This window comes from Agrobacterium sp. T29 (assembly GCF_006970545.1).
Classification (GTDB): Bacteria; Pseudomonadota; Alphaproteobacteria; order Rhizobiales; family Rhizobiaceae; genus Agrobacterium; species Agrobacterium leguminum.
The window spans coordinates 34,320-61,083 of the sequence record NZ_CP040641.1; the positions used below are offsets into that span (position 1 = coordinate 34,320).

Genomic DNA, 26,764 nt, shown 5'->3' on the forward strand with positions numbered 1-26,764 from the left:
CTAGGCACGATCATTTTGCACGGAAAGATGGAACGGCCGCAAAGCCGATCAACTTCTTATGATCAGCCCTGTCGCGGGAAGCCGATTTACCGGTCCGGCGCGCGCCGTTTTTACCTGTTGCGGAACACGGTGCAGGGAACGCCCGCCCGTCGGATATCGCCACAAAGCGCGTTAGCTTCGGCTCTGGTTTCCCGGCCGATGCGGGCGGCGTAACGCGGCCGCGAACCGAAATTCCCACCCCGCTGCCGCACGATCAAAGCCCGCTCGGCATTCAGCGGTTCCGAAAGCTGCAGGATCGCCCGGGTGAAAAGCCGGTTCGCCACGGCCGGATTATAATGCGCCGCAAGCTGCACGCCCCAGGGCGCCCAGTCGGCCGATGCAATGAGAACGGGATCGTTCATGGTGCGGGTGTCGGCGAGACGCACGCAGGCATCGAGGAAGGAACGGTTGTCATCCAGCGCCGGCGCCGCCTTTTCCGGCGGATTGTCCTTCCATGTCTCCACCGGATAACCGGTGATCGCGAACACATAATCGCGGGTTTCGGTGGGCAGGCGGCCGTTGGCGATGAAGTTCCGCAAGCCCGCCTCCCCCGCATTGTAAGCTGCGGCGGCAAGGCCGAAATTGCCGAACTGCACGTTCAATTCGGAGAGATATCGGGAAGACGCCTCAAGCGCGGCGATGATGTTGAAACTGTCTTCGAGACCGCGCAACCGCGCCGTTCCCGGCATGAACTGGGCAATGCCCTCCGCCCCCTTCGGACTGACCGCATTGGGCCGGAACAGGCTTTCCCGCCAGATCAGCCGGGCGAAATAGTCCGGCGGAACGGCATGGCGGGCGGCGAGCACCTCAATGGCATGGCAAAGATCGTTATTGTAACTGCCTGCATTGATGCACAGGTCCGGCGCGACATTATGGCTATAGGCGCAGGCGGCTTTTTCCCTGGCGGGCTCTTCGGCTTGCGCCACGCCGAAGGCTGCGGTCAGCAGACACAGGGCAAGAGCCATGCGGCTTGTCGATATCCCTGCCAAGCGAAAGCCCCCGAAAACTCCAGACCCGATGTGCCGATTATCGGCCAAACCGGAAGATATGCCCAGCTTTGCGGCTTGTCATCACGTATCGAACATCGAATGGACTGACGTGATCGGATGGGGCGCGGACGGCGGGCAGCCCCTTTTAAAGTCAGTCGTGGAGGGCCAACATTCTCTCGGCGTCATCCTCGGCCCTGTGCCGCGGATGTAATCACGTCGAATAAAATCAATACGTTGCAGATCCTCGGGACAAGCCCGAGGATGACGTTGGCGTGATTGGCTCGGCTTGCTGAGGCCTCACCCTAAAAGTCCTGCCACTCCTCATGCTTGACGGCAACCGCGGCGGAACCGCGCGCCGCAAGCGGGCGGGGTGCGCTGCGATGCGAGCTCACCGGCGCGGATTGCTGCTCGAAGCCGCTGCGCGCTGAGGCGGAGGATCGGGCCATGTCCTCGAACCGGAATTGCCCGAGAAGTTCGAACAGGGCCGCCGCTTCCCGCGCAAGGCTGTGGCTTGCGGCGGTCTGTTCCTCGACCATGGCGGCGTTCTGCTGGGTGCCCTGATCGACGGTGTTGACCGCCTGATTGATTTCCGCAAGCGCCGTGGACTGTTCGCGCGCGGCATCGACAATCGCCACGACATTGGTGTTGATATCCCGCACCTGCTCGGCGATTTCCTGCAGGGCCGAACCCGCCCTGGTGACGAGGCCGACGCCGTTTTCCACCTGCGCGCCGGAGGCATTGATCAGGCTCTTGATTTCCTTGGCGGCCGTTGCGGAACGCTGCGCGAGTTCGCGAACCTCCTGCGCAACCACGGCAAAACCTTTGCCCGCCTCACCCGCGCGCGCGGCTTCCACGCCTGCATTCAATGCCAGAAGATTGGTCTGGAAGGCGATTTCGTCGATCACGCCGATAATGTTGGAAATTTCACGCGATGATTTTTCGATCTGGTCCATGGCGCCAATCGCATCGCGCACCACTTGGCCGGAATGTTCCGCATGGTCGCGGGCGCGGGCGACGATCTTGCCGGCCTCTTCCGCGCGGCGGCTTGAATCGTTGACGGCGGTGGTGATTTCTTCGAGCGCGGCTGCCGTTTCCTCGATGGAGGCGGCCTGCTGCTCCGTGCGTCTGGCGAGATCGTCGGCAGCGGACCTGATCTCGTTGGAACCGGAAGAAATGGCGCCGGCATTTTCAGACACCAGCGTCATGGCCCTTTTCAGCTTTTCCGAAGCCGCGTTGAAATCCGTGCGCAATCTTTCAAGCGAGGGGATGAAGGGTTTGTCGATGCTCTGGGCAAGATCGCCCTCGGCCAGATCGGTGAGACATTGCGCCAGCTTTTCGACGTTTTCGACGCGGCCGGTCACGTCGGTCGCGAATTTGACGACCTTGAACACCTTGCCGTTGAGATCGAAGATCGGGTTATAGGACGCCTGAATGAAGACCTTGCGGCCGCCCTTGCCAAGCCGCATGAACTCATCCGCCACGAGATCGCCGCCGGCCAGCCTTTCCCAGAACTGCTTATATTGCGACGACTGCGTATAGGCCGGTTCGCAGAACATGGAATGGTGCCTGCCCTGCACTTCCGCCAGCGAATAACCGAGCGCGGCCAGAAAATTCTCGTTTGCGGTCAAAACCTCGCCGTTCGGGGAGAATTCGATGATGGCCTGCGCCCGTGACAGGGCGTCGATCTTGCCCGCATCTTCCGCCGCCTTCAGCTTGCGGTCGGTAATATCGGTGGCGATCTTGACCACTTTTACCGGCTTGCCGCGGCGAAACACCGGGTTGTAGGAGGCCTCGATCCAGACTTCCCGGCCCGCCTTGCCGATGCGCTTATATTGCCGCTGATCGAACTGGCCGGCCGAAAGCCTGGACCAGAAGGATTTGTAGTCCGACGACGACACGACGGAGGGCTCGACGAACATGCTGTGATGCCTGCCGACAATTTCCGAAAGCTCGTAACCGAGCGCCCGACAGAAATTTTCGTTGGCGGTGAGAATCTTTCCCGAAAGGTCGAATTCTATAATGGCCTGGGATTTTGAAAGCGCGGCAAGAACCGCGAAAGCATTGGCACCACGATCAAGAATACTCACGCGCAATCCTCCGATGGAAAATGGATGATTTTTACCGCAAATCATTCGCGAATATTATGATTACATTGTTAAATAATATTTAAGGGTAAGTTTGATTTCATTCAATCTATGGTTGAACTACGGAGCCGGAAGGCAGGCAATTCCGCTACTTGCCTGCAAAATTCCGCACACGGCCTGAAGCCGTATAACCGACGTCATGGCGACGCAATACTCGTGCCTATAGTTTGAGTTTCGAGTCGGAGGCTCGCTGTCTCCGGGGATCGCAGGGTTTGACAATGCTTTTGGGGGAAACATGATCGACATGATAGCCGTGCTGGCGGTGTGGGCCTATATCGGCGGATTTTTAGTATTGACGGCCCGATTGGCAAAACAAACGGGCGCGCCGATCTGGCTTTTCGCCAAAGGCCGTGAACGTCAAGCTGTTCCCGCCATGCTTTTCCGTGTCGCCTTTCTTCTCGGCGCGCTTCTGCCGCTTGTCACCCTGTGGCTCGAACCGCAACAGCCCGGCTGGCTTCTGGACCGCCGCGATGCCGGCGCAGCCATCCGCATCCTCGGCGTTGCAATGGTACTGGCGGGAAGCCTGCTTGCGCTCTACGCCCAGCATTACATGGGCAAATCATGGCGCATCGGCGCGGCGGAAGGCCATCTCGGCGCCATCGTGGATACCGGGCCTTTCGGCCTTTCCAGAAACCCTGTCTTCGTCGGGCAGATCCTTCTCTTTGCGGGGCTGGTGCTGGTTTTCACCTCGGTTGTGCAGCTTGCCGTCGCCATCGCCCTGATCGTCGCTGTGATGCTGCAGGTCAGCATCGAAGAACGCGTGCTGACCAAAGAGCTTGGCCCGGCCTATGATGCCTATCGGCAAAGGGTAAGGCGCTGGCTTTGACATCAGGCGGGACGGCGTTTTCGGAACGTTTGTCCCACAGCCGCATTTTATGCCTGATGGGGAACCGGCAACCGGCCGTCGGGTTTCCCCGCCGGCAGGGGAAAATTTCAACTTGGGAGGACCACGCACATGGAAAAGAATACGATCTGTATCTGGTACGACAAGGATGCCGAGGCCGCCGCCAGATTTTATGCCGAAACCTTTCCGGATAGCGCGGTCACGGCTGTCCACCATGCGCCGAGCGACTATCCCTCCGGCAAGAAGGGCGATGTGCTGACGGTGCAGTTCACCGTTGCCGGTGTATCCTGCATCGGCCTTAACGGTGGCCCGGTCTTCAAACAGACCGAGGCTTTTTCGTTCCAGATATCGACCGAAGACCAGGAAGAAACCGACCGCTACTGGAACGCCATCGTCGGCAATGGCGGTGAGGAAAGCGCCTGCGGCTGGTGCAAGGACAAATGGGGCGTCTCCTGGCAGATCACCCCGCGCGTGCTGATGGACGCCATGGCGGCAGGCGGGGCGGAAGCCAAACGCGCCTTCGATGCCATGATGGATATGAAGAAAATCGATGTCGCCGCCATCGAGGCTGCACGTCGCGGTTGACTGGCGAAAGCTGTTCAGCAGCAAGTAGCGAGGCAGGCTAAAAAACCGTAAGCCACTGATAAATAATCTTAAAATCCGGTTTTTTCGTGTTTGTCGCCCATTTTTTGCCGCGCAGAATGGGCTGCGCGGCCAGTCATCATAAAACGTTCAATAAACTGTAAGCCATCCGTCAAAGACGGCTGTTAGCAGAGCCTCCGTGGCTTCGTGCCGGGGACGTGAAGTCCTTGCCGAGCAGGCCATCATTCCAGCAACGGGGCTCAACTCATGAAATCTTCCGCTCTGACTTCCTTCGTGGCCGGCGTCGCCATCGCCGCCGCCTTCGGCGCCACCGCCGCCCAGGCAGAAAAGACCAAGTTCGAATTCTGGTACGGTCTTTCCGGCGATCTCGGCGACCGCGTGCAGGACACCTGCAAGAAGTTCAACGACTCCCAGGCCGAATTCGAGATCGTCTGCACCTCGCAGAACGATTACGAATCCACCCTGCAGAACACCATTGCCGCCTATCGCGCCAAGAAGCAGCCCGCCATCACCCAGATTTATGACGCCGGCACGCTGGACATGATGCTGTCCAAGGCTTTCGTTCCCGCCAAGAAGCTGATGGCCGACAATGGCTACAAGATCGACTGGAACAATTATTTCCCCGGCATCGCCAATTATTACGCCACGGCTTCGGGTGAATTGAACTCCTTCCCCTATAATTCTTCGACCGCGATGTTCTATTACAATGTCGACGCTTTCGAAAAAGCCGGCATCACCTTCAAGCCCGACACATGGGAACAGGTCGAAGAAGCTTCCAAGAAGCTGAAAGCCGCCGGTTTCGAATGCCCGCTCGCCTTTAACTTCGACACATGGATGCTGATGGAGCAGTTCTCCGCCATCCACAACCAGCCAATCGCCACCAAGGCCAACGGTTATCAGGGTCTGGACGCGGAACTTGCGATCAACAAGACCAAGTTCGTCGACCACGTGAAATTCTTCAAGAAGATGCAGGACGAGAAGCTGTTCGTCGTCAAGACCAAGCAGCTCGGCATGGATATCCTGCCGGCCTTCACCTCGCAGACCTGCCAGATGTTCATGACTTCCATCGCCAACCACGGCACCGTCGGCAAGTCCATGCCGGAAGGCGTGAAGTGGGACGTCGCCATGCTGCCGATCTGGAAGGGCACCGAACGTCACAACTCGCTGGTCGGCGGCGCTTCGCTGTGGGTCATGGCCGGTCGTCCGGAAGCCGAATACAAGGGCGCTGCCGCATTCCTGAACTTCATCGCCCAGCCCGACATGGTTGAGTGGTGGTCGACGGTCACCGGTTACATCCCGGTCACCAAGACCGGCTTCGACGCCATGAAGGCCAATGGTTTTTACGACAAGGCCCCCTATAAGGGCCGCGAAAAGGCCATCGAGAGCCTGACCTTTACGCCGCCTTCCGAATATACCCGCGGTATCCGCCTCGGCGGTTTCACGCAGATCCGCAAGGAAGTCGCCACCTCGCTCGAAGCCATCTTCATGCAGAACGCCGATATACAGGCTGAACTCGACAAGGCCGTCGAGCGCGCCAATACAGGCCTGCGCCGCTTCGAAAAGACCTATGAAGGCGCCAAGCTGAACTAAGCGTTCTTTCCTCGCCGTCAAAGGCCTGTCCGGACAGTCGTTCGGGCAGGCCCGCCGAAATCTCGAACTCTGCCGGACTCCAATGGAAAAGCGTACCGTCTTTAAAAGCACATGGCTGCCTGTGCTCTTCGCCCTGCCGCAGTTTCTGCTTATCCTTCTGTTCTTCTATTGGCCGGTTGCGGCGGTGCTGAACTGGGCATTCACCCTGGAGCCGCCCTTCGGCGGCAAGGCGGAATTCGTCGGTTTAGCCAATTTCATCGAAACCTTCGGCGATCCGCTCTATTGGCAGTCGATCCTCACCAGCCTGATCTTTGCGGTCGCCGGGCCGTTTTTCGCGATCCTCATCGGCCTTGTGCTCGCCCTTGCGGTCGATCGCCAGCTTCCCGGCTCCGGCTTTTTTCGGGTGCTTTATATCCTGCCCTACGCGATTGCCGGTCCCGCCGCCGGCATGGCCTTCCGCTTCATCCTGTCGCCGGAACGCGGCATCGCCGCATCGCTGAATTCCTGGTGGCCCGATATCTGGAACCCGGCCAAATATGGCGAGCACGCGCTCATCCTCGTCATCGTCATCTTCATCTGGAAATGGGCGGGCTACACCTTCATCTTCCTGTTCGCCGGCCTGCAATCCGTGCCGCGTTCGCTGACGGAGGCCGCCGCCATGGACGGTTCCGGGCCCATTCGCCGCGCCATCGACATTCAGGTGCCGCTGCTTGCACCCACCCTGTTCTTCCTCACCGTCATCATGATGACCGAGGGTTTCGTCGGCGCCGATACGTTCGGCATCGTCGCCTCCACCACCGAGGGCGGCCCCAACCACGCCACCGAAGTGATGGTCTACCGCATCGTCAGCGAGGCCTTCGAGGGGCTGAACTATTCCGGCGCCTCTGCCCAGAGCCTCGTCCTCATCGGCCTCATCATGGTCTTCACCTTCATCCAGTTCCGCTTCGTCGAGCGGCAAGTCCATTACAAGTGAGGCGGCGATGATCCAGCGCACACCCTATGCCGACGCCCTGACCTATGCGATCATGGTGGCCGGCTTCTTCCTGCTCATCGGCCCCTTCATCGTCGTCATTTCCGGCGCCAGCCAGTCGGTCCAGCAGGTCAACAGCGTCCCCTTCAACTTCATGCCGCAGGGCGAATTCTTCACCAATGCGCAAGCGGCCTGGCAACGCGCCAATCTCGGCAACGCCCTCCTCAACAGCATGATCATGGCGACGCTGGTGACCGTCGGCAAAGTGGCCCTTTCGGCTTTCACCGCCTTCGCCATCGTGTTCTTCCGCTCGCCGCTCAGGCACCTGTTCTTCTGGACGGTGTTCATCACCCTGATGCTGCCGCTCGAAGTGCGCGTGGTGCCGACCTATTCCGTCGCCGCCGATCTTTTCCAGCCGTTCCGCTCCATCCTCGGCCTGTTCGGCATCGAGGTCACGCTGGAATGGAACCTCCTGAACTCCTATGCCGGCCTCACCCTGCCGCTGATCGCCACGGCCACCGGCACCTTTCTCTACCGGCAGTTCTTCATGACGATCCCGGACGAGCTGGCGGAGGCCGCGCGCATGGACGGTTCGGGTGCCGCGCGTTTCTTCGTGGACATGCTGCTGCCGCTGTCGCGCACCAACATGCTGGCGCTCACCACCATCATGTTCGTTTATGCCTGGAACCAGTATCTGTGGCCGCTGCTGATGGTCACCGACCCGTCCTACAAGACGGTGATGATGTCGCTGCGCGCGCTTTTACCCGCCGATGACGGCACGCCGGACTGGAACGTCACGCTGGCCGGTTCCCTCATCATCATCCTGCCGCCGCTTCTCGTCGTGGCCTTCCTGCAACGCTGGTTCGTCCGCGGCCTCGTCTCGTCCGACAAGTAACAGCGCGGCTTTCAACAACAAGGTTTCCCATCATGGCTCAGATCGATATCCGTCAGGTCCGCAAATCCTATGGCAAGACGCCCACCCTGCACGGCGTGGACCTCACTTTCGACTCCGGCGAATTCGTCGTCATCCTCGGCCCGTCGGGCTGCGGCAAATCCACGCTTCTGCGCATGATCGCCGGTCTGGAGGACATCACGTCGGGCGAGATCGCCATTGGCGGGCGGGTGGTCAACACGCTGGAACCGCGCGAGCGTGGCTGCGCCATGGTGTTCCAGAACTACGCGCTTTACCCGCATATGTCGGTGGCCGGCAATATCGGCTATGCGCTGAAGGTCGCGGGCGTTCCGAAGGCCGAACGCCAGCGCCGCATCGAGGAAACCGCAAAGATCGTCGGCCTTTCCGATTATCTGGAGCGCAAGCCCGCGGCCCTTTCCGGCGGCCAGCGCCAGCGCGTCGCCATGGCCCGCGCCATCATCCGCGAACCTGCGGTGTTTCTCTTCGACGAGCCGCTCTCCAACCTCGACGCCAAGCTGCGCGTGACCATGCGCGCCGAAATCCGCAAGCTGCACCAGCGCCTCTCCGCCACCTCTATCTTCGTCACCCACGATCAGGTGGAGGCCATGACGCTGGCCGACCGGCTGGTGGTGATGAACAAGGGTAATGTCGAGCAGGTCGGCCATCCGCTGGATATCTATCACCGCCCGGCCAGCACCTTCGTGGCCTCCTTCATCGGCTCGCCCGCCATGAACCTGTTCAGCACGAGGGTAGAGGTGGAATCCCCCGCCGTGATGCTGCATGGCACGCCCGTAAAGCTCTTCCCCGAAACCGCGCTGGAACTGCGCGGCCGCGACGTGACCGTCGGCATCCGCCCGGAACAGTGCGTGGTCAGCACGGATGGCGCCGGTGTGCCGGCGGTCGTGGATTTCGTCGAAGAACTGGGCTCGGGTCGCATCGTCCATGCCGATATCGCCGGCGAGACCTTCTCCGCCGCGATCGGTGAGGACCTTTCGGTAAAACCCGGCCGGCGCATCCACCTCGATCTCCCCGCCGCCCACCTTCATTTCTTCGATCCGGCCACGGGAAAACGGATCGAAACCGAGGGCGCCGTCGAAACAACCCGCATCGGCAACGAGAAACTGCTGGCGGTCTAGAAGATTTCCCGTGAACGGGGGTTCGCGGGGGAGTGCACTGGCCTTCTGTTTTAACGCATTGTCCGGACGTGAAAGCGATTTCGCTTTTTACTCAAAAATGCTCCAGCGGCCGCGCAAGGCGCGTCCGCTGGAGTCTCGGATATAGTCCGCCGCACGGGATCGGATTGGGCCGGGCCGAGTCCGGCCGGATTTGGGAACATTATACTACTGGCGGCTTTCGGCTTGCGGCTTGCGGCTTGCGGCTTGCGGCTTGCGGCTTGCGGCTTGCGGCTTGCGGCTTGCGGAACGCACAAATTACATCAGGAAATTCAATCAAAATTTTGAATTTGCGATATTTTATCGTAAATAATTGCTTGGGGAATATCCACCACCAGCCGTCTTGCCGTGGCCACGAGCTGCTCCACCTCGAAGATAACCGGCCGGCCGGCCGCCGTCACGAGGCCCCACTGGAACGGGATGTGGAACGAGAGCGGTATGACGCGAACACCCTCCACCGGCAGGCCCCAGAGGGTAATCGATTCGACAATTGCGACACCGAGACCCATGCGCGCCAGCGAAAGCGAAACATAGGTCGCATTGCTGTCGATCACGGAGGAAAGGTCGACGCCGAGGCTGGAAAGCACATCGTTGATCCGCATGCGCAGGCGGAAGGGGTTTGCCGAAGCGATGAGCCGGTTTCCGGCAAGGTCTTCGGCCGAGATGACCGCTTTCCGGGCGAGCGGATGATCTTCCGCCACCACAGCCACGCACGGCACCTCCCCCAGCCAGTGAATGTCGACACCGGGATTGTCGAGTGGAAGGCTGACGGCGCCAAGATCCGCCGTGCCCGCCATCACCGCCTGCACGACATTTTCCGAAGAAATGCTCTGGAGATGCACATGATCGGGAAACCGGTCGGCCGGCAGGGCGGCGAGCGCCCGTGGCAGGAGACTTGCGGCAATCGCCGGAATGGAAGCGACCTCGATAGCCGTGCGGCGCGCGGCGTGAATGCGCCTTGCGCTTTCGCTGATCGTTCTGAGACCGCCGAGGAACAGCTCCGCCTGCGCGAAAAAGGCCACCCCCTTTTCGGTGGGCGTGATGCGGGGGCCGTTGCGGTGCAGCAGCGCAAAGCCGATTTCACCCTCAAGGTCCTGAATGAGGCGTGTCACAACGGGTTGAGACTTGCCCAGCGCCCTGGCTGCGCCGGTGATGCTGCCGATAGACACCACGGCCACGAAAGCCTCGAGCTGCCGCGTATCGAGATAATCAGACGCCATTTTCCACTCCGCCCCAAGACCTGTATTCAAGGCCTGTGTTCAAGACCTGTGTTTCTGCCTCATCGTCACCAAGCGCTATACCGGCCCGCGATCCTCATGGCCAGCCGGCAGCCAAAGCGCCTCGCGCCCGTCGAAAGGATCGGGATTAGCGCCAAACCCGGCCGGACCCGCCCGCAGAACCATTGGTTTTTCGGCACGATATTGCGGCCACTCACCATTCGGGGCACGGGGCCGTTCGTCCTTTATGAAGGAGGCCCACAGATCGTGGATCGCTCTTGCAAAGCCCGCATCCGCCACCCGCTGGCGCTCGGGCAGTTCGCGGCCATTCGAACCATCGCGATACCAGACCGAGCCGACCTCCGCCCCGTGCGGCGCACCCAGCTCATCGGCCTCCAGCGGGCCGTAGAGATATTTATAGACCGGATTGAAACGGGCATGCAGCCCGGCGAAACGGATCGCCGGAAGCTGGAAGACGAGATCGCCGGCAACCGCGCGCCAGATGCCGCGTGGGCTGTGGCTCGGCAGCGCCCTGCGATAACGCTCGACAATAAGGGAGCCGGTGAGGCCACGCGGCAGAACCCGCTCATGCAGCAATTCCGCGCAAAGCGCGAAATCCATTTTCGGCTGCGCTGTCGCATGGGTCACATATTCTCCCGTCGTGCAGCCGATCATCATCGGCACGGCGGCGGTGCGGCCTTCGCGTGCGGCAGTTTCCGGATGTTCCGGCAGGCTTACTCCATCGATAACCGGGACGAAGGGCACGCCGAGCATCGAGGCTGCGCCGTCGCGGGCAAAATCATGCTGCTCATAGGACTGGTTGCAGAGATCGCGCTGAATTTCGAGCAGCCGGTGAATGGGCAGGGCTGCAAGCGAAGCCTCATCGGCATTTGCAGCCGCCAGAAACCGGCGCGTCAGTTTGGCGGCATCGTCCATCGAGGCGATGCCCGTGCTTGCGCCGCTCTGCGGCATGGCCCGGTGGAAAAGCCCCTGCGCGCCCGGCATGGCCATCAGCGCCGCGACGGCAAAGCCGCCCGCCGAACGCCCGGCCAGCGTCACCCGGTCAGGGTCGCCACCGAAGGCGGCAATATTGTCGCGCACCCATTCCAGTGCGGCGACAAGATCGAGCAGACCGCGATTGTCGGGCCTGCCTTCAAGATGGAGGAAACCGAGCGCGCCAAGGCGATAATTGACCGTGACCTCAACGATACCGCTTGCCGCAAAAGCGCCGCTCTGCAGCACCGGTTCATTGGCGGAACCGACCGCGTAACCGCCGCCATGGATCCAGAACAGCACCGGCGCCCTGCCCGCCGGATCGGGCGTGCGGATATTGACGGTGAGGAAATCCTCGCCGAAGGCCAGTTTCGAGGTCGCGGCGGTGCCCACCGGGCCGTAAGTGGGAATTTGCGGGCAGACGGGGCCAAGCCGGGTGGCATCCCGCGCGCCCTGCCATGGCGACACGGGCTGCGGCGCTTCGAAGCGGCGTTCGGGCGTGACGGGCGCGGCATAGGGCACACCGAGAAAGGTGTGAATTCCGTTTTCCAGACTGCCCCGCAATGCACCGGCTGCCACTTTCACCATCGTCATGTCACAACACCTTGCGCAGCCCGATCAACCGCTCGACCGCCACCACGACGATGACCGAAATCAGGATGAGGATAACGGAGAGAGCAGCAATCTGCGGATCGGTGGAATATTCCAGATAATGATAGATTTCCGTCGGCAGCGTCGAGGATTTGACCGAGACGATGAAGAGCGAGATCGTCGCCTCATCGAAAGAAATCAGGAAGGCGATGACGGCACCGGCGATGAGGCCGGGTCGGACCAGCGGCAGGGTGATGCGCCACAGCACCATGGCCGGCGATGCCCCGTGAACGCGCGCCGCCTCCTCGACACGGCGATCCACCGCCATCAGGCTCATGGTGATGGTGCGCACCGTATAGGGCGTGGTGATGCCGAGATGCGCGAGGAAAATGCCGGTATAGCTGTCCAGCAGGCCAAGCGGCCCGAGCACCAGCATGACGCCGACGGCGAGCACGATATGCGGCACGAGGAAGGGGGCGAGAATGAGGAAATTGATCGCGCCCTTGCCGCGGAATTCGTGCCGTGAGAGCGCCAGCGACAGAAGCAGCCCCGCGAAGATCGAGACGAAACCGACAAGAAGACCGATGCCGAGGCTTCGCCAGAAGGCGGAGATGAATTTGGCATTGGCGAAAACCTTGGCATAGGAGCCGAAGGACAGGCTTTCCGGCGGAAAAGCCAGATATTGCCGCGTATCGAAGGAAATAATCAGGACGACGATGATCGGCGCCAGAAGAAACAGGTAAAGCAGTGTCAGCAGAAGCGCGTGGGCAAGACGTCCGAATTTCGCATCCATGGCCGGCCTCACGTCTCAAGCGCGCGCATGGCGCGCTGGTAAATTACGATCACGCTGCCGAACAGCACGAGCAGCAGCACCGAAAGTGCAGCCGCCAGCGGCCAGTTCAGCGTCACCGTCGCTTCGTTATAAACCTCCGTGCCGATGACAAAGACACGGCCGCCGCCCATCAGGCGCGGTGTGACGAAGGAGGAAATCGCCAGCACGAAAACGAGAAGTGCCGCGGTGAGAACGCCGGGCAACGAAAGCGGCAGCACGATGCGGGTGAACACGCGCAGGCGGTTCGCGCCGAGCATGGCGGCGGCTTCCTCCATCTGCGTGTTCAGCCGGCCGAAACCGCTCAGCATCGCCAGGATCGCATAGGGCATCAGGATTTCGATCAGCGCGACGGTTGCACCGAAATAATTATTGGTGAGCCGTATGACACCATCCGTCAGCCCGGAAGATTGCAGCGCGGTGTTGATGACGCCCCGATCCCCCAGAATGACCATCCAGCCATAGGTACGCACCACCGAGGAGGTGAGAAGCGGCGCGACGGCCAGCGCTGTCAGCACGCCGCGCCAGCGGCTTTGGGTGCGGGCAAGGAAAAGCGCGATGGGATAGGAAAGAACGACCGCGAAAATGGCGACATTCACCCCGAGATAAAGCGTGTTCCAGGCGATCTTCCAGTAAAACGGATCGAACAGCACGGTTCTGTAGGATTCGAGCGTCCAGTCGCCGCCGCGAAGGGCGGCCATGGACGAGGAGGCGAAGGAGGCGCGCACCAGCCAGATGAGCGGCAACAGAAACGTCGTCAGCAGTGCGACGAGGCCCGGCAGAAGCAGAAGAAGCAAAACGCCGCGATGCGACGTGCCGCCGCCGGAAGCATGGCTTGCCGCCGCCATCAGGCCGCCTCCCCGATCAGCGTCACATCCTCCGGCGCAACCGACAGCGTCACGCGCTCGCCCTTTGCCGGCAAAGCGGCGGCATGGGTGGGCAGATCGGCCTGCAGGCGATGATCGCCCGCACGCACGCCGAGCGTCAACATCTGCCCGCGATAGGTGACGTGCTCGACAATGCCGGAGAAAGCATTGACGCCATCGCCGAGGAGAAAGCGGTGCGGGCGGACCAGAAACCGCGCTTTCTGGCCGACCGGGACAGCGCCCGAGAAATGCAGGAAGCCGAGACCGGGAATCTCCGCACGGCCCGGCGCAACCACGGTGCCCGTAAGGAATGAGCCGGCGCCGATGAAGGAAGCGACGAAATCCGTTTTCGGCCGGTCGAAAATCTCGCGCGGCGTGCCGATCTGCTCCAGCCGGCCTTCGGACATGACCGCGAGCCGGTCGGCCATGGACAGGGCCTCGTCCTGATCGTGGGTGACGAAAATACTGGTGACGCCGGTGCGGTTCTGGATATCGCGGATTTCATCGCGCATCTCGTCGCGCAGCTTGGCATCGAGATTGGAAAGCGGCTCATCGAACAGCAGCAGAGCGGGTTCGATGACGAGAGAGCGGGCAATCGCCGCCCGCTGCTGCTGGCCGCCGGAAAGCTGGGAGACGCGCCTTTCGCCGAAGCCGGAAAGCTTGACCAGATCGAGCGCCTTCGCCACCCGCTCCTTGCGCTCGGACTTCGCAATGCCGCGCATTTCCAGCCCGAAGGCGATGTTTTCGGCGACATTCATATGCGGAAACAGGGCATAGGCCTGAAAGACCATGCCCATATTGCGCCGGTGGACCGGGGTTGCGGAAATATCGCGACCGTCCAGCCGGATTTCACCCGAGGTTACCGGAATGAGGCCGGCGATCATGCGCAGGATCGTCGTCTTGCCGCAGCCGGAAGGCCCCAGCAGCGCCAGCATTTCCCCGCGCGGCAGGGAAAGGCTGACGTGATCCACGGAGGGCTTGAGGGCGCCCGGATAGGTCTTCACGAGATTGTCGATCTCGACATGATGATCGGCCATGGCGTCCTCTGCTTCCTGTCTCAATTCGCCGCGATGACCTCGCGGTTGATCCGCTGTATCCACGCCGAATATTTGTCCGCCACGAAGTTCCAGTCGAGGGAAGACTGCGCGGCCTGGGCTTCCTTGCTGCCATAGATGCGGGCGGCGACGGGTTCGCTCAGCGCAACCTTGCTGTTGACCGGACCGTAAAAGCTCTTCTCGGCGAATGTCGCCTGCGCCTCGGCGCTCAGCGCATAATTGACGAAGAGTTCGGCGGCCTCTTTGTTGGCGGAGCCTTCGACCAGACCGATCGTGTTGGTCTGGCCGATGGAACCTTCCTTTGGCAGCGCCACGCCGATCTTGCCGCCCTGCGTGTCGTGCAGATATTGCGCGCGGCCGTTCCAGCAGATGGAGAGATCGACTTCGCCGCTCTGCACCACCGCATAACAATCCGGCGCGGGTTCGAAGGTCGAGACGCTCGGTGCAACCTCCTTCAGGAAATCGATGGCCGGATCGATGGAGGTCTTGTAGTCGCCGCCCTTCAGCTTGGTGAGGATCGGCAGGAGAATGACGCCGCGCGTATCGGAAAGCTTGGCGGCGATCTTTCCCTTATATTTCGGATCGCCGAGATCGGCCCAGCTGGTCGGCGGCTCCTTCACCGCGTCGGTATTGTAGAGGATGGCGAGATTGTCCTGCGAGAAGGCGACGGCGCGGTCGCCATCGATGCGCGCCCATTCCGGCTGTTCGGCAAGGTTCGGCACCTTTGCGGCATCAAGCTTGGTGAACAGCTCCTCCTTGTTCGCCTTGATCGCCACCGAAACGTCGATCAGGGCGACATCGACCTTCGGCTCGGCGCGCTGAAGGGTGAGGAGCGCCAGCGTTTCGGCCGAATTCTTGCTCTGCTGATAATTCACCTCGATGCCGGGATGTTTGGCCTTGAAGGCGTCGATGATGAATTTCTGGTAGTTATCCGCAAAAACGCCGGAGAAGCCGACGATGTTGACGGTGCCCTTCGTCGCATCCTGTGCGAAGACGGTGCCCGAGAGCGATGCGATTCCGGCGGCAACGATGCCGACGACGAGAGCGGCCTTGCGGCGCTGATGAGCATTTTTCATTTCAGTTGCCTCCGTTTGTTTTCGATATTGTCAGTTTGCGGGCCGCCAGGCGGCATCCAGCACACGCAGCCAGTTCTGGCCGAGAAGTTTGAGAACGAGCGTTTCGCTCCAGCCGCGCGCCAGCATGCGGGCGGTGATGTTGGGCACCTCGCCGATGCGCTCGATGCCCTTCGGCTTGGAAATCTTGACCGTCGCGAATTCCGTCAGCGTGCGGGCCGTGCCCTTGTCGCGGTTGGCCCAGAGCTGCCAGGGGCCGGGACGCGGCCGTTCCTGCGAAAAATCCGTGCCGATGCCGACATGATCCTCGCCAACGAGATCGATGACATAGGCCATGGCGTCGAGATAATCCTCGACCGTGGCGTCGTTTCCGGCAGCAAGTCCCGGCGCAAAAAGACTGATGCCGATGATGCCGCCCTTTTCCGCGCAGGCCTTGAAAAGTTCATCCGGCTTGTTGCGCTTCACATCGCGCAGCGCCCGCGGCAGCACATGCGAGATGCAGACCGGCGCTTGCGAGCGGGCGATGACATCCGCCGTCGTTCTGTCGCCGACATGGCTCAAATCGCAGAGCACGCCGACGCGGTTCATCTCCGCCAGTACCTCGCGGCCGAAGCCGGTCAGGCCGCTGTCGTTTTCCTCCAGATACCCGGCGCCGGAATAATTCTGGGTATTGTAGGTCAGCTGCATGATGCCGACGCCGAGATCCTTGAAGATTTCGACGTAATCGAGCTTGTCCTCGAGCGGCGAGGTGTTCTGCCAGCCGATGATGATTCCGGTCCTGTTCTCGGCCTTGGCCGCATGAATATCGGCGACCGTGCGCACCGGGCGGATCAGGTCGTCGTTTTCCCGCAGGAAACGCTTCCATTCGCTGACATAACCGATGCCCTCGCGGAAGTTTTCCCAGATCACGCTGGAGACATTGACGGCGGTGAGGCCGCCGGCGCGCATGTCCTCGAATATCGACCTGCTCCACTGGCAGGTTTGCAGACCGTCGATGACGATGGCGTCATTATGGAGTTTTGCGGCATCGGTCATGCGGATGTCCTCACTGCGGATTGCGAAAGCTGCTGCTTGAGCGCCCCAAGGGCGCGGCTGACGAATTCCAGACGGTCCTGCCCCCAGAAAAGCTCGCCATTCACCACATAGGTCGGCGCGCCGAAAATCCCGAGACGTTCGGCCTCTGCCAGATTTCCCTGCCATTCCGCCACGATGTCTTCCGGCTGCGGATCGCGAACGAGGGCTGCACCTTCCGAGCCGAGGACGGCCTGTGCGATGGTACGCAGTGTGTCGAGATCGGCAATGTCGCGCTCTTCGCTCCACAAGGCGCGCTGGATGGCGAAGGACAGGCTGATCGCATCGAGCCCGGCCTTCTGCGCGGCGATGACGAGCTGAGCGGCCCGTTCGATGGTGGCGCAGGGGTAAAACTTCGGCGTCAGGTTGAGCGGCATGTCGAGATAACGCCGCCACCGGTCCAGCTCCACGGCATGATAGCTCTGCCGGGCGTCCGGGCGGCTGCGCAGCGGAATGCCGCCATTGGCCTCGATGATGCGGATGGGGCGCAGCACGATTGCGGCGCCATGTGTGCGGGCGACTTCCACGGCCCGTGGCGCGCCGAAATAGGCCCATGGCGAAGAAATGCCGTAAAATATCTCCAGTTTCAGCGCCGCTTCAGCCATTGGCATGCTCCTTGATCCTGTCCTGCGCGTCCGCATCGCGCCATTCCTCGCCGGTGATTTCAGCGGCGTCGTGGTTCATGAAAGTTTCGAAATGACGGGCACGGTCTTCGACGAAGAGAGACCGGGCGATGCCCTGCGCCAGACGCTCCGCGCCCGGGCTGACGGCCGGAATGCCGCTGGTGATTTTCCCGTGGGAGGGAACAGCCGGATAGGCGAAGCAATGGATACGGGAAATCGCCTCCGCCTCGGCGGCCGGCAGACCCGGTTTCGGCAGAAACTCGAAAGCCGGCCCGAGATAGGGATAAGACCCCAGCGCGTCATTCTCCTCACCGGCCGGCGGCTGATAGGCGTCACGCCAGAGCAGAACGCGGTCGCTCAAGGCGGTAAATTCCGGCCGCCGGGCGAAATCGACATCGAAGCCGGTGGCGAAAATGATGAGATCGGCCGGATAGCGCCCCTTCGGGGTCTCGATTTCCACCGCATCGCCCGCTTCCGTCAAGCTGAGAACGGGACTGCTCAGATGGAAGAACGCATTGTCATGGCGCGAGACCCGGAGGACGCTGTGGCGCGGCGGCGGGATCTGTGTGCGCTCCGCCTCGACCATAAAGGCCCAGCGGTCGGCATCGGGCAGGCCGATATAACCGTGGGTCATGCCGAGGCTGGCGATACCGCCGAATTTTTCGACCCGGGGGATATCGGTCCTGCGAATGAAAAGATCGACGCGGGCCGCCCCCGCCTCCAGTGCTGCGGCTGCATTGTCCATCGCCGAAGCGCCGGCGCCGACCACCGCGACACGTTTGCCGCGCCAAGCGCCCACGTCGAATATATCGCCGCTATGGCGCACGAAGCGGGCGGGAACCGTTTTCGCCACATCCGGCAGGCGCGGCGCACCGAGGCCATCGAGCCCCGTCGCCAGGATCACCCGACGCGCCAGAACTTTTGCTGGACCTTCCGGCCCCAGAAAATCGAGAGCGAGCAGGCCATCCTCGCGCAGAACGAGACCGGCAAGTTCGGTTTCGTTGCTCACCGGCAGCGCCAGCACATTGCGATACCAGACCATATAAGCCATCCAGGCTTCACGCGGTATGAGCACCATCTCCTCATAGGCGCGCGCGCCGAACTGCGCCTCGAACCATGCGCGGAATGTCAGCGAGGGTACGCCGAGCGCCGGCCCGGCCAGCTCCTTGCGGGTGCGCAATGTCTCCATGCGCGCACTGGTCACCCACGGGCCTTCCCGCCCGCTGGGCGCCCTGTCAAAAGCGCGGATATTGTCGATCCCGGCAAATGAAAGAGCCGCAAGCGCGGTCAGCCCGCAGAGCCCGGCGCCGATGACGGCGACATCCAGCACCTCGGAACCGTTGAGAGAGGTGCGCGGCACCCACGGCTTTGCCGGTCGCTCAAGCAGGGCGAGTTCCTGCGCAAGCCTCGCCTCCAGCGCCGGCAAGCCGCCCGCATTCACAGACACTGCGTCGGTTTTGCGATCTTCCATCATGTTATTTCTGAATTAATGAGCGTTAAAAATTCTATTTAAGCATTATAAGAAACACAGAAGCGGAAATCCGGAAAGCAAAAATCTTCTAATCATTCGCAGTTTTCGGCAAATTTTCGCGCGAGCGGCAGGGAGTGAAGCTCGACCCGCCGATTCTTCCGCGCGACGGGATGGAAACGAGACCGGCGCGGGTGACGGGATCATCGCCAAATGCAGAATTTCAGCAAAAATCTTTCGGTTCGGAAATCATAATCGGAATAGTCTTTGCCGCGCCAATCCCCCGGCGGGGATATCGTCGCGACGAGCAAGGGCCTGCCTGCGGCTGAAGCCTTCCGCAACGCACCGCGCAAGCCAAAACATCGATGAAAGTGAAGCCCAATGGCAAATGATCGCAAACTGCATCTCGGCGCCTTCATGCGGCCCGTCAGTCTCCACACGGGTGCATGGCGTTATCCCGGCGCCTTCCCGGATGCGAATTTCAATTTCGCCCATCTGGCGCGCTTCGCACAACAACTCGAGGCCGCGAAGTTCGATGCATTTTTCATGGCCGATCACCTGGCGGTGCTGAATATGCCCACCGAGGCGCTGCGCCGCAGCCACACCGTCACCTCCTTCGAGCCCTTCACCCTGCTTTCGGCGCTCGCCGCCGTCACCTCCCGCATCGGGCTGGTCGCCACCGCCTCCACCACCTTCGATGAGCCCTATCACGTCGCCCGGCGTTTCGCCTCGCTCGATCACCTCAGCAACGGTCGCGCCGGCTGGAACATCGTCACCACGTCAAATCCCGACGCGGCCCGGAACTTCGGCCGCGAGGAACAGCCGGATCATGCCGAGCGCTATGGCCGCGCGCGGGAATTTTACGATGTCGTCACCGGTCTCTGGGATTCCTTTTCCGACGACGCCTTTATCCGGGATGTCGATAGCGGGCTGTTCTTCGATCCCGAAAAGATGCATGTGCTGGACCACAAGGGACCTGAATTTTCAGTGCGCGGACCGCTCAACATCGCACGCCCGGTGCAGGGTTGGCCCGTCATCGTGCAGGCCGGAGCTTCCGAGCCGGGACGCCAGCTTGCCGCCGAGACGGCAGAGGTGGTTTTTGCCGCAACCCCCACGCTTGCGGCGGGCAAGGCTTTTTATAAGGACGTCAAGGACAGGACCGTCGCCGCTGGCCGTTCGCGCGACGGAATTGTCATCCTGCCGGGCGCTTTCGTTCTCGTCGGCGACAGCGTCGAAGAGGCCAAGGCCAAACGCGCCAGGCTCGACAGTCTCGTCCATTATGACAGCGCAATCGCTTCGCTCTCGATTGCGCTCGGCCACGATGTTTCCGGCTTCGATCCCGATGGTCCCCTGCCTGATATTCCGGAAACGAACGCCAGCAAATCCAGCCGTGAAAGGGTGATCGAGCTTGCTCGAAGCGAGGGCCTGACGGTGCGCCAGCTTGCCCAGCGGCTGGGCGGTTATGCGGGTCTTGCCTTCGTCGGCACGCCAAAGACCATCGCCGACGAGATGGAGCAATGGCTCCATGAGGAGGGTTCGGACGGTTTCAATGTCACCTTCCCTTTCCTGCCTGCCGGCCTCGACGACTTCACGACGCAGGTAGTGCCGGAACTGCAAACGCGCGGGCTGTTCCGCAAGGACTATGAGGGGCCGACATTGCGCGACCATCTTGGCCTGCAACGACCGGCCAATCGTTTTTTCAGCTGAATAAAGCGCCGTCGCGCCGATCGCGCTCCCGGTAGGGAGATTTTCCACGCGGCTCGCAAAGTTTGGCATGTGGTTCCAGAAGGGCGGATTGACCTCGAAAACACCCGCCCATACCCTTTAAATACACAAAATACATAAATTAGGTTAATTAATATGAAGGCTGAACATTCCCGCCGCCAGATCCTCAAATTCGGCATTGCCGGCGCTCTTGCCGCGCCGCTTGCCACGGGCAAGGCGCTGGCCCAGAGTTCCCCGGAGTTTCCTGCCGAGCTGAAGCTGGACTGGGGATTTTACTCCTCCCATACGCTGCTGATAAAGAACAAGGGCTGGCTTGAGGAGGCTTTCAAGGATGTCAGCACGAAGATCACCTGGGTACAATCCCGCGGCAGCAACAATTCGCTCGAATTCCTGAAGGTCGGCTCGACGGATTTTGCCGGCTCGGCCGCACTTTCCGCCTTTCTCGCCCGCGCCAACGGCGTGCCGCTGAAGGTGATCTATGTGGCGAGCTGGGGCGGTTCGTCCATCATTCAGGTGCGCCCGGATTCACCCATCAAAACCGTCGCCGATCTCAAGGGCAAGACCATTGCGGTCACCAAGGGCACCGCGCCCTATTTCACCCTCGTCCGCGCGCTTGACCAGAACAAGCTGTCCATCGACGACCTGAAGGTCGTGAACCTGCAGCATCCGGAAGGGTTCAACGCGCTTCAGCAGGGTCAGGTGGACGCCTGGGTCGGCATCGATCCGCACACATCCCAGGCCGAGCTTGCCGGCGACCGGGCGATTTTCGACGAGCGTAGCTGGCGCGACGGCAGCGTCTTCAGCGTCTCCGAGGAGTTTCTGGCCAAATATCCGAAAGCGGTCGACAGACTTCTCGGCGTCTGGGTGCAGACGCAGAAGTGGATTCGTGAAAACAAAAGCGAATTCATCGATTTCGTCGCGCAGGTCACCGGCAACGATCCCAAGATCACCCGGCTGACAATCGAGAAGCGCGACTGGAACAATCCCGTTCCGGGCGAGGAATTGCTGAACTCGATCCGCATCGTCACGCCGCTTCTGGGTGACGACGTCCTGCGCCCCGGCGTCAATGTCGACAATGTCCTGTCCTCGCTGAGCGATCCGGCACCGGCGAAAAAGGCGCTTGGCGCATGAATTCCCATCCGCGCGAATTCCAGCGCGTGAAACAGACTGCGGGACAATTCCCTTCCCGATTGCCGCCTGTGCAAAGGGTGGGGAATTTCCTTGGCCGTTTCGACCTGCGCGGCGCAATCGTGCCCGTCGGATCGCTGTTGCTGCTTGAGCTTTTCGTTCGCCTCGGCTGGGTCAGCCCCTATGTGCTGCCGCCGCCTTCCGAACTTTACGATACGTTCCTGCGGCTTGCGGAGGGTCCGCTGTGGACGAATGTTGCGGCCAGTACCGCCCGCGTCTTCGTCGGCTTCGTCATCGGCTCCCTGCTCGCCATCTTCGTCGGTTCGCTCGTCGGTCTGGTGATTGCCGCCGAACGTTATCTCGAGCCGACGTTTCAGGCGCTACGGGCGGTTCCGAGCCTTGCATGGGTGCCGCTGCTGATGATCTGGTTCGGCATCGGCGAAACCTCGAAAATCGTGCTGATCGCCAAAAGCGCGTTTTTCCCGGTCTATCTCAACCTCTTTTCCGGCATCCGAAATGTCGACCGCAAGCTGGTGGAGGTGGGCGAGATGTATCGCCAGCCGCTGCCCGTGCTGGTGTGGCGGATTTTCATTCCCGCCTCGCTGCCGCATCTCTTCACGGGCCTGCGTTACGGGCTGTCGCTCGCCTGGCTGAGCGTCGTCGCCGCTGAACTTCTCGCTGCCTCGGAAGGTATTGGCTACATGCTCTCCGACGGGCGGGAGCTTTCCCGGCCCGATCTCGTCATGATCGCCATCATCTGCCTTGCGGTGCTGGGCAAGATTTCCGACAGCCTCTTCAAGATCGTCGAAGACCGATGCCTGCGCTGGCGCGACACCTATCCGCTTCAGCAGGGAGGACGCCTGCGATGAGTTTGCTTAATGTCGATGTGCGCGAAAAGGCTTTCGGCGACGCGGTGATCCTTCAGGATATCCAGCTGACGCTGGGCGATGGCGAAGCGGCGGTTCTTCTCGGCCCCAGCGGCTGCGGCAAGAGCACATTGCTGCGCATCGCCGCCGGCCTCGACCGGCGTTTTTCAGGCGCGGTCAGGGTTCAGCAGGACAAGGAGCAGGCATCGAACTCACCGCCCATCGCCTTCGTCTTTCAGGAACCACGCCTGATGCCCTGGCTGACGGTTGCCGAAAATATCGGTTATGCGGCGGGGAGGAAATATGATGTCGGGCGCGTGGAAAGGCTAATCGACGATGTCGGTTTGAGCGGCCATGGCGGGGCGCTGCCGAAGGCCCTCTCGGGCGGCATGGCGCAACGTGTGGCAATCGCAAGGGCGCTCTATACCGAGCCGCGCATTCTGCTGCTCGATGAACCCTTCAGCGCGGTCGATGCTTTCACACGGATGAAATTGCAGGACCTGGTGCTGAAGCTCGTCGAACAGCGCGGCATCTCCTTCCTGCTCGTCACCCACGACATCGACGAAGCGCTCTATCTCGGCGACCGGATTTACATGATGGGCGCCCATGACGGCCGTATCCAGCAGCGGATAGAGGTGGACGTACCGCGCCCGCGCGACCGGCGGTCTCCGCAGCTCGCAAACCTCAAGAACGAGGTGCTGACCGCCCTGCACAATGCCCACGTCATCTGACGGCTGCGGTTTTACCCGAGTAATCGGCGTGAAGCTGGCAGGCGAGGCTGAGCAGCGTAAAATCAGCGGCATCGGCAAGCCTGCGGCCGGTCAGCGTCTCCACGCGCTGCAGCCGTTGGTAAAGCGTGTTGGAATGAATATTCAGCGCCTGCGCCGTGCAGGCGACGGACTTCCCCTCCTGAATGTAACGCGAAAGCGTTTCATGCAGGGTGCGATGTTTGGGATCGCGCAGCAGCGGTGCGAGAATCTGCCGCGTGAATTCAAGAATATCCTGCCGCGCCCTGCCCTCCAGCAACAGCTCCACCCCCATGTCGCGGTGGCGCAAAAGCCCCGATTGGCCGCGTCGCAGCAAGGCCTCGCTTGCCTGCGCAGCCAGATCGCGCGCGGCGAGATGACCTTCGTTCGCATCGTAGATCTCGCTCGTGCCGATGCAGATGGCCTCTTTACCGGCAATCTCGGCAACCGCCCGCAGGTTTCGCTCGAGCGCAGCTGCGGTGGAGGCGGAAACCAGCATGACGATCTGCTCGTCTTCGTGAAAGATGAGGGAATTCGACGCCGTCATTGCCTGCTGCAAATCGGATTGGGACTTGTAGAGGGATAGCTGCGGATTGGCCGAAACATCGCGCCGCGGACCACGCGCCACAAACACCTGATGGTAACGATCAAGCCGAAAGCCATGATGGCTGCGACGGCCATCGGGATCGACGCCGGCGGCCAGTGCCTCGAAATGCGCTTTCCTGCGGGCATTCAGCACATCCATCCGCGACATGTCATGCACGAAATCCAGCGCCACGAATGTCGCCAATGTGCCGAAAAGTACCTGATGGAAACCGGCATCGCCCGAGGCCCTGAAATGAAACTGGCCGACGGGGGCCTCCGCGACTTCCACCGTCTGCCGCAGCGTTTCACCGTCTTCCGTCCAGCCGGCGGAGCGATAGTCGAGACCAAGTACATTTTCGAATCGGAAATCGACGCGAAACAGTCCGGCAACGGCATGAAGCTGCTCCGTCATGCCGCTGCCCGCCGCAAAGATACGCAACAGCGCCTCATGCAATGCGACGGCACGGTCCAGTTCGGCATTCTTGCGGGCAAGGTCGCTGCGCATCTGCTCCAGCCGGCGCGAGGTGGCGACGGCGTTCTGATAGGCGAGCGAGCGCTGATAGGCGACCGCGATCTGCGTCGCCAGCGATTCCAGAACAGTCCTGTCGAAGACCGAAAAGGCGCCGTCGCTGGAAAAACACAGCGTCGTCAATGTGCCCAGACGTTTGCCGTCCGCCATGACGGGAACGCAGAGCAGGGCATTCGCAATCTCCGATCGCTCCATGAAAGACTGGCTTTCGGGACGCATGACGCGGTGGGCGGCGATGATGTTCTGCCGGCCATTGTGAATGGCCGGCTGACCGGTGGCGAAAACTTCGCCCGAAACGGACTCGTTCGGCTGGACGCGATAATGGGTATAGTCGTCGGGCAATCCCTCATGCGAGACCGGAATGAGAAAACCGCTCTCCTCGTCGAACAGGCGAAAGACCCCGGCATCGCAATGGGGCAGCACGTTCATCACTTCCCGAAGGACGTTATGCACGATCTCCTTTTCATCCAGCGAATTGATGACCGCGGAATTCACCGAAGCCAGCATTTCGAAGGTTCTCGTCTGAAGGCCGATGACCGCTTCGTGTACAGCCTGAAGAATTCGGCCCACGACCTTCTCGCCGTCACCGTCGCGGATCTCAAACTCCGTTCGCTTGGCGGTATAATAGGAATGATCGACCGAAAGATGCCGATTTCCTTCTTTTATTTCAATAATATGGGATATCCCAACCGACAATTCCCGGCCGTCGGCATCGATGGTTCTGAGCTGAACGGCCTGCGATTGCACCATTTCACGCAGGATGGGATGCGCATGGAGATCGATTTTCAAGCGCGAAGTCTCCTGTGTTAATGCACATTAAATTTCAGATTTTTATGGCGCTTTCAACATATGAATTTTTCGTGACGGTGACACAAACTTAAAAATCAAAAATAATGGGAACCGTTAAAATGCTTTCTGCGATAAAACGCCGCCATATTATCATTGGAATGCTGTTCGTCTGCTGGGTCGTCGGCTTTCTGGACAAGACCGCAATCAACTATGCGATCATCCCGATCAGCGAGGAATTCGGCCTTGGCACCGATCATCAGGGCATGATCATCAGCGCCTTTTTCCTCGCCTATTCGATGACACAACTGGTTGGCGGCTATCTTGTCGATCGCTTCGGTTCGCGCCGGGTATTAAGTTCGGCGGTAGCCGTCTGGTCGTTCGGCACGGTCGCCTCCGGCGTCGTCACCAGTGCGGTTGGACTGGCCGCCGCGCGGGCGATCACGGGTTCGGGGGAAGCGATTTTCCCGGCCGGAGGATCGGTCGCGATCACCGAGAATTTCGAGAAAACCCAGATGGCCCGCGCCAAATCGGTGCTGCAATCGGGCGCCTCCGTCGGCTTCGCGCTCGGCGCGATCATCATCACCACGCTGATTTCGTTCTATAGCTGGCGCATCATGTTCTTCGTTCTGGGTTCGGTCGGCGTCATTCTGTCGATTGCGCTCTACACCGTCATGAAGCCGCGCTCGCAAACGCTGGCGGCACGAGACGCCGGCCCCAGGGTTTCCGAAAAGCAGCGCATCGCCGGATTGCTGAAAAATACACTGACCTGGAAGATCGCCTCGGTCTATTTCTTCACCAACATCGTCTTCTGGGGCCTGCAATCCTGGCTGCCCTCCTACTGGGTGAAGGTCAAGGGCATGAGCATGGTGGAAATGGGCGCATATTCCATGATCCCGCCAGCACTTGGTTTTGTCTCCTTCCTCACCTGCGGCTGGCTGCTGGACCGCTTTTTCCACCAGAAGGAAAAATACCTCATCTGCATCGGCTCTGCCGTGTCGGCGATCTTCATCTATCTGATGGCGAACGCGCAATCCATTCCGCTGGCCTTTGCCTATCTGTCGGTTTCGAACGTGTTCCTCAACGCCATCTCGATCAGTGTCTTCGTCAGCATCATGAAACACTTTCCGCAGAATTCGATCGGCACGGCCACCGGCCTCATCAATTCGCTGGCGCAGCTTGGCTCGTTCGCCTCGCCCATGCTCATCGGCGCCGTGCTTTCCGCCACCGGACAGAATTACGGCATCGCCTTTGCGGTGATCGTCGGCTGCGCCGTGATCGTCTGCGCCATCGCTGCCACCTTCCCTGCCATTCACGGCAACAAAACCGTCGAACAGACCGCCTGAAGG

General features: G+C 60.9%; 23 protein-coding genes. 11 read left to right on the forward strand and 12 right to left on the reverse strand.

The features are described from left to right. Positions 1-110: 110 nt before the first annotated feature. Together FGF54_RS15180 and FGF54_RS15185 are read right to left on the reverse strand one after the other, a co-directional pair. Entirely contained in the window at positions 111-1,004 is an 894-nt protein-coding gene (locus FGF54_RS15180) for a transglycosylase SLT domain-containing protein (RefSeq protein WP_142780278.1), read from the reverse strand. 326 nt (positions 1,005-1,330) lie between these two features. After that, positions 1,331-3,115, reverse strand: coding sequence for a PAS domain-containing methyl-accepting chemotaxis protein (locus FGF54_RS15185; protein WP_142780279.1), 1,785 nt, complete (start codon positions 3,113-3,115; stop codon positions 1,331-1,333). A gap of 292 nt (positions 3,116-3,407) precedes the next feature. Here FGF54_RS15185 and FGF54_RS15190 point away from each other — a divergent pair, with 292 nt between their 5' ends. The 6 genes from FGF54_RS15190 to FGF54_RS15215 all read left to right on the forward strand — a co-directional run bounded on the left by FGF54_RS15190 (position 3,408) and on the right by FGF54_RS15215 (position 9,228). Further along, complete coding sequence (locus FGF54_RS15190; RefSeq protein WP_142780280.1) at positions 3,408-3,998, forward strand: isoprenylcysteine carboxylmethyltransferase family protein; 591 nt, start codon at positions 3,408-3,410, stop codon at positions 3,996-3,998. Positions 3,999-4,127: 129 nt separating this feature from the next. Further along, the gene (locus FGF54_RS15195; protein ID WP_142780281.1) at positions 4,128-4,601 is read left to right on the forward strand and encodes a VOC family protein; all 474 of its coding nucleotides are present in this window, start codon (positions 4,128-4,130) and stop codon (positions 4,599-4,601) included. 264 nt (positions 4,602-4,865) lie between these two features. Next, complete coding sequence (locus FGF54_RS15200; protein WP_004432875.1) at positions 4,866-6,209, forward strand: extracellular solute-binding protein; 1,344 nt, start codon at positions 4,866-4,868, stop codon at positions 6,207-6,209. A gap of 82 nt (positions 6,210-6,291) precedes the next feature. Continuing rightward, the gene (locus tag FGF54_RS15205; protein ID WP_142780282.1) at positions 6,292-7,182 is read left to right on the forward strand and encodes a carbohydrate ABC transporter permease; all 891 of its coding nucleotides are present in this window, start codon (positions 6,292-6,294) and stop codon (positions 7,180-7,182) included. Between the two features lie 7 nt (positions 7,183-7,189). Then, positions 7,190-8,074 carry an ABC transporter permease subunit gene (locus FGF54_RS15210; RefSeq protein WP_003520206.1) on the forward strand — a complete coding sequence of 295 codons (885 nt, stop codon included), beginning with the start codon at positions 7,190-7,192 and terminating at the stop codon, positions 8,072-8,074. Positions 8,075-8,106: 32 nt separating this feature from the next. Further along, a complete protein-coding gene (locus FGF54_RS15215; RefSeq protein WP_142780283.1) occupies positions 8,107-9,228 on the forward strand; it encodes a sn-glycerol-3-phosphate import ATP-binding protein UgpC in 1,122 nt (373 codons plus the stop codon). Positions 9,229-9,536: 308 nt separating this feature from the next. Here the strand turns inward: FGF54_RS15215 and FGF54_RS15220 are convergent, their stop codons facing one another. From FGF54_RS15220 to FGF54_RS15260, 9 genes are all read right to left on the reverse strand, one after another. Continuing rightward, positions 9,537-10,484 carry a LysR family transcriptional regulator gene (locus tag FGF54_RS15220; RefSeq protein ID WP_142780284.1) on the reverse strand — a complete coding sequence of 316 codons (948 nt, stop codon included), beginning with the start codon at positions 10,482-10,484 and terminating at the stop codon, positions 9,537-9,539. A 75-nt stretch (positions 10,485-10,559) separates the two neighbouring features. After that, complete coding sequence (locus FGF54_RS15225; protein WP_142780285.1) at positions 10,560-12,068, reverse strand: carboxylesterase/lipase family protein; 1,509 nt, start codon at positions 12,066-12,068, stop codon at positions 10,560-10,562. Between the two features lies 1 nt (position 12,069). Next, positions 12,070-12,858, reverse strand: coding sequence for an ABC transporter permease (locus FGF54_RS15230; RefSeq protein ID WP_080854750.1), 789 nt, complete (start codon positions 12,856-12,858; stop codon positions 12,070-12,072). Between the two features lie 8 nt (positions 12,859-12,866). After that, on the reverse strand, positions 12,867-13,742 hold the full coding sequence (locus tag FGF54_RS15235; RefSeq protein ID WP_142780286.1) for an ABC transporter permease: 876 nt from the start codon (positions 13,740-13,742) through the stop codon (positions 12,867-12,869). After that, complete coding sequence (locus FGF54_RS15240) at positions 13,742-14,797, reverse strand: ABC transporter ATP-binding protein (RefSeq protein WP_142780287.1); 1,056 nt, start codon at positions 14,795-14,797, stop codon at positions 13,742-13,744. Before FGF54_RS15240 ends, FGF54_RS15235 begins: the two co-directional genes overlap by 1 nt. Positions 14,798-14,817: 20 nt before the next feature. Next, on the reverse strand, positions 14,818-15,891 hold the full coding sequence (locus FGF54_RS15245; protein WP_142780288.1) for an ABC transporter substrate-binding protein: 1,074 nt from the start codon (positions 15,889-15,891) through the stop codon (positions 14,818-14,820). Positions 15,892-15,921: 30 nt separating this feature from the next. Then, entirely contained in the window at positions 15,922-16,923 is a 1,002-nt protein-coding gene (locus tag FGF54_RS15250; protein WP_142780289.1) for a dipeptidase, read from the reverse strand. Further along, entirely contained in the window at positions 16,920-17,564 is a 645-nt protein-coding gene (locus FGF54_RS15255) for a 2-hydroxychromene-2-carboxylate isomerase (RefSeq protein ID WP_142780290.1), read from the reverse strand. Before FGF54_RS15255 ends, FGF54_RS15250 begins: the two co-directional genes overlap by 4 nt. Beyond that, positions 17,557-19,056 carry an FAD/NAD(P)-binding protein gene (locus FGF54_RS15260; protein WP_142780291.1) on the reverse strand — a complete coding sequence of 500 codons (1,500 nt, stop codon included), beginning with the start codon at positions 19,054-19,056 and terminating at the stop codon, positions 17,557-17,559. The genes FGF54_RS15255 and FGF54_RS15260 overlap by 8 nt, the downstream gene beginning before the upstream one ends. 375 nt (positions 19,057-19,431) lie before the next feature. Between FGF54_RS15260 and FGF54_RS15265 the strand changes: the two genes are divergently transcribed. The 4 genes from FGF54_RS15265 (at position 19,432) to FGF54_RS15280 (ending at position 23,500) form a co-directional block, all read left to right on the forward strand. After that, the gene (locus FGF54_RS15265; RefSeq protein ID WP_142780292.1) at positions 19,432-20,757 is read left to right on the forward strand and encodes an LLM class flavin-dependent oxidoreductase; all 1,326 of its coding nucleotides are present in this window, start codon (positions 19,432-19,434) and stop codon (positions 20,755-20,757) included. A gap of 153 nt (positions 20,758-20,910) precedes the next feature. Next, positions 20,911-21,906, forward strand: a complete 996-nt coding sequence (locus tag FGF54_RS15270; protein WP_142780293.1) for an aliphatic sulfonate ABC transporter substrate-binding protein — start codon at positions 20,911-20,913, stop codon at positions 21,904-21,906. Continuing rightward, positions 21,903-22,772 carry an ABC transporter permease gene (locus tag FGF54_RS15275; RefSeq protein WP_142780294.1) on the forward strand — a complete coding sequence of 290 codons (870 nt, stop codon included), beginning with the start codon at positions 21,903-21,905 and terminating at the stop codon, positions 22,770-22,772. The genes FGF54_RS15270 and FGF54_RS15275 overlap by 4 nt, the downstream gene beginning before the upstream one ends. Continuing rightward, a complete protein-coding gene (locus FGF54_RS15280; RefSeq protein WP_142780295.1) occupies positions 22,769-23,500 on the forward strand; it encodes an ABC transporter ATP-binding protein in 732 nt (243 codons plus the stop codon). Before FGF54_RS15275 ends, FGF54_RS15280 begins: the two co-directional genes overlap by 4 nt. On the opposite strand, the gene FGF54_RS15285 is transcribed toward FGF54_RS15280, so the two are convergent. Continuing rightward, a complete protein-coding gene (locus FGF54_RS15285) occupies positions 23,493-25,418 on the reverse strand; it encodes a GAF domain-containing protein (RefSeq protein ID WP_142780296.1) in 1,926 nt (641 codons plus the stop codon). The two genes, FGF54_RS15280 and FGF54_RS15285, sit on opposite strands and share 8 nt — an antisense overlap. 119 nt (positions 25,419-25,537) lie before the next feature. Between FGF54_RS15285 and FGF54_RS15290 the strand changes: the two genes are divergently transcribed. Then, on the forward strand, positions 25,538-26,761 hold the full coding sequence (locus FGF54_RS15290; protein ID WP_142780297.1) for an MFS transporter: 1,224 nt from the start codon (positions 25,538-25,540) through the stop codon (positions 26,759-26,761). The last annotated feature ends 3 nt before the right edge of the window (positions 26,762-26,764 follow it).

Excerpts from the sequence above, each read along its gene's own strand:
- FGF54_RS15235 (WP_142780286.1), bottom strand. The coding sequence starts at position 13,742 with ATGGCGGCGGCAAGCCATGCTTCCGGCGGCGGCACGTCGCATCGCGGC.
- FGF54_RS15205 (WP_142780282.1), top strand. The coding sequence starts at position 6,292 with ATGGAAAAGCGTACCGTCTTTAAAAGCACATGGCTGCCTGTGCTCTTC.
- FGF54_RS15190 (WP_142780280.1), top strand. The coding sequence starts at position 3,408 with ATGATCGACATGATAGCCGTGCTGGCGGTGTGGGCCTATATCGGCGGA.
- FGF54_RS15215 (WP_142780283.1), top strand. The coding sequence starts at position 8,107 with ATGGCTCAGATCGATATCCGTCAGGTCCGCAAATCCTATGGCAAGACG.
- FGF54_RS15195 (WP_142780281.1), top strand. The coding sequence starts at position 4,128 with ATGGAAAAGAATACGATCTGTATCTGGTACGACAAGGATGCCGAGGCC.
- FGF54_RS15180 (WP_142780278.1), bottom strand. The coding sequence starts at position 1,004 with ATGGCTCTTGCCCTGTGTCTGCTGACCGCAGCCTTCGGCGTGGCGCAA.
- FGF54_RS15280 (WP_142780295.1), top strand. The coding sequence starts at position 22,769 with ATGAGTTTGCTTAATGTCGATGTGCGCGAAAAGGCTTTCGGCGACGCG.
- FGF54_RS15200 (WP_004432875.1), top strand. The coding sequence starts at position 4,866 with ATGAAATCTTCCGCTCTGACTTCCTTCGTGGCCGGCGTCGCCATCGCC.
- FGF54_RS15230 (WP_080854750.1), bottom strand. The coding sequence starts at position 12,858 with ATGGATGCGAAATTCGGACGTCTTGCCCACGCGCTTCTGCTGACACTG.
- FGF54_RS15265 (WP_142780292.1), top strand. The coding sequence starts at position 19,432 with ATGGCAAATGATCGCAAACTGCATCTCGGCGCCTTCATGCGGCCCGTC.
- FGF54_RS15210 (WP_003520206.1), top strand. The coding sequence starts at position 7,190 with ATGATCCAGCGCACACCCTATGCCGACGCCCTGACCTATGCGATCATG.
- FGF54_RS15290 (WP_142780297.1), top strand. The coding sequence starts at position 25,538 with ATGCTTTCTGCGATAAAACGCCGCCATATTATCATTGGAATGCTGTTC.
- FGF54_RS15255 (WP_142780290.1), bottom strand. The coding sequence starts at position 17,564 with ATGGCTGAAGCGGCGCTGAAACTGGAGATATTTTACGGCATTTCTTCG.
- FGF54_RS15225 (WP_142780285.1), bottom strand. The coding sequence starts at position 12,068 with ATGACGATGGTGAAAGTGGCAGCCGGTGCATTGCGGGGCAGTCTGGAA.
- FGF54_RS15220 (WP_142780284.1), bottom strand. The coding sequence starts at position 10,484 with ATGGCGTCTGATTATCTCGATACGCGGCAGCTCGAGGCTTTCGTGGCC.
- FGF54_RS15260 (WP_142780291.1), bottom strand. The coding sequence starts at position 19,056 with ATGATGGAAGATCGCAAAACCGACGCAGTGTCTGTGAATGCGGGCGGC.
- FGF54_RS15250 (WP_142780289.1), bottom strand. The coding sequence starts at position 16,923 with ATGACCGATGCCGCAAAACTCCATAATGACGCCATCGTCATCGACGGT.
- FGF54_RS15275 (WP_142780294.1), top strand. The coding sequence starts at position 21,903 with ATGAATTCCCATCCGCGCGAATTCCAGCGCGTGAAACAGACTGCGGGA.
- FGF54_RS15270 (WP_142780293.1), top strand. The coding sequence starts at position 20,911 with ATGAAGGCTGAACATTCCCGCCGCCAGATCCTCAAATTCGGCATTGCC.
- FGF54_RS15245 (WP_142780288.1), bottom strand. The coding sequence starts at position 15,891 with ATGAAAAATGCTCATCAGCGCCGCAAGGCCGCTCTCGTCGTCGGCATC.
- FGF54_RS15240 (WP_142780287.1), bottom strand. The coding sequence starts at position 14,797 with ATGGCCGATCATCATGTCGAGATCGACAATCTCGTGAAGACCTATCCG.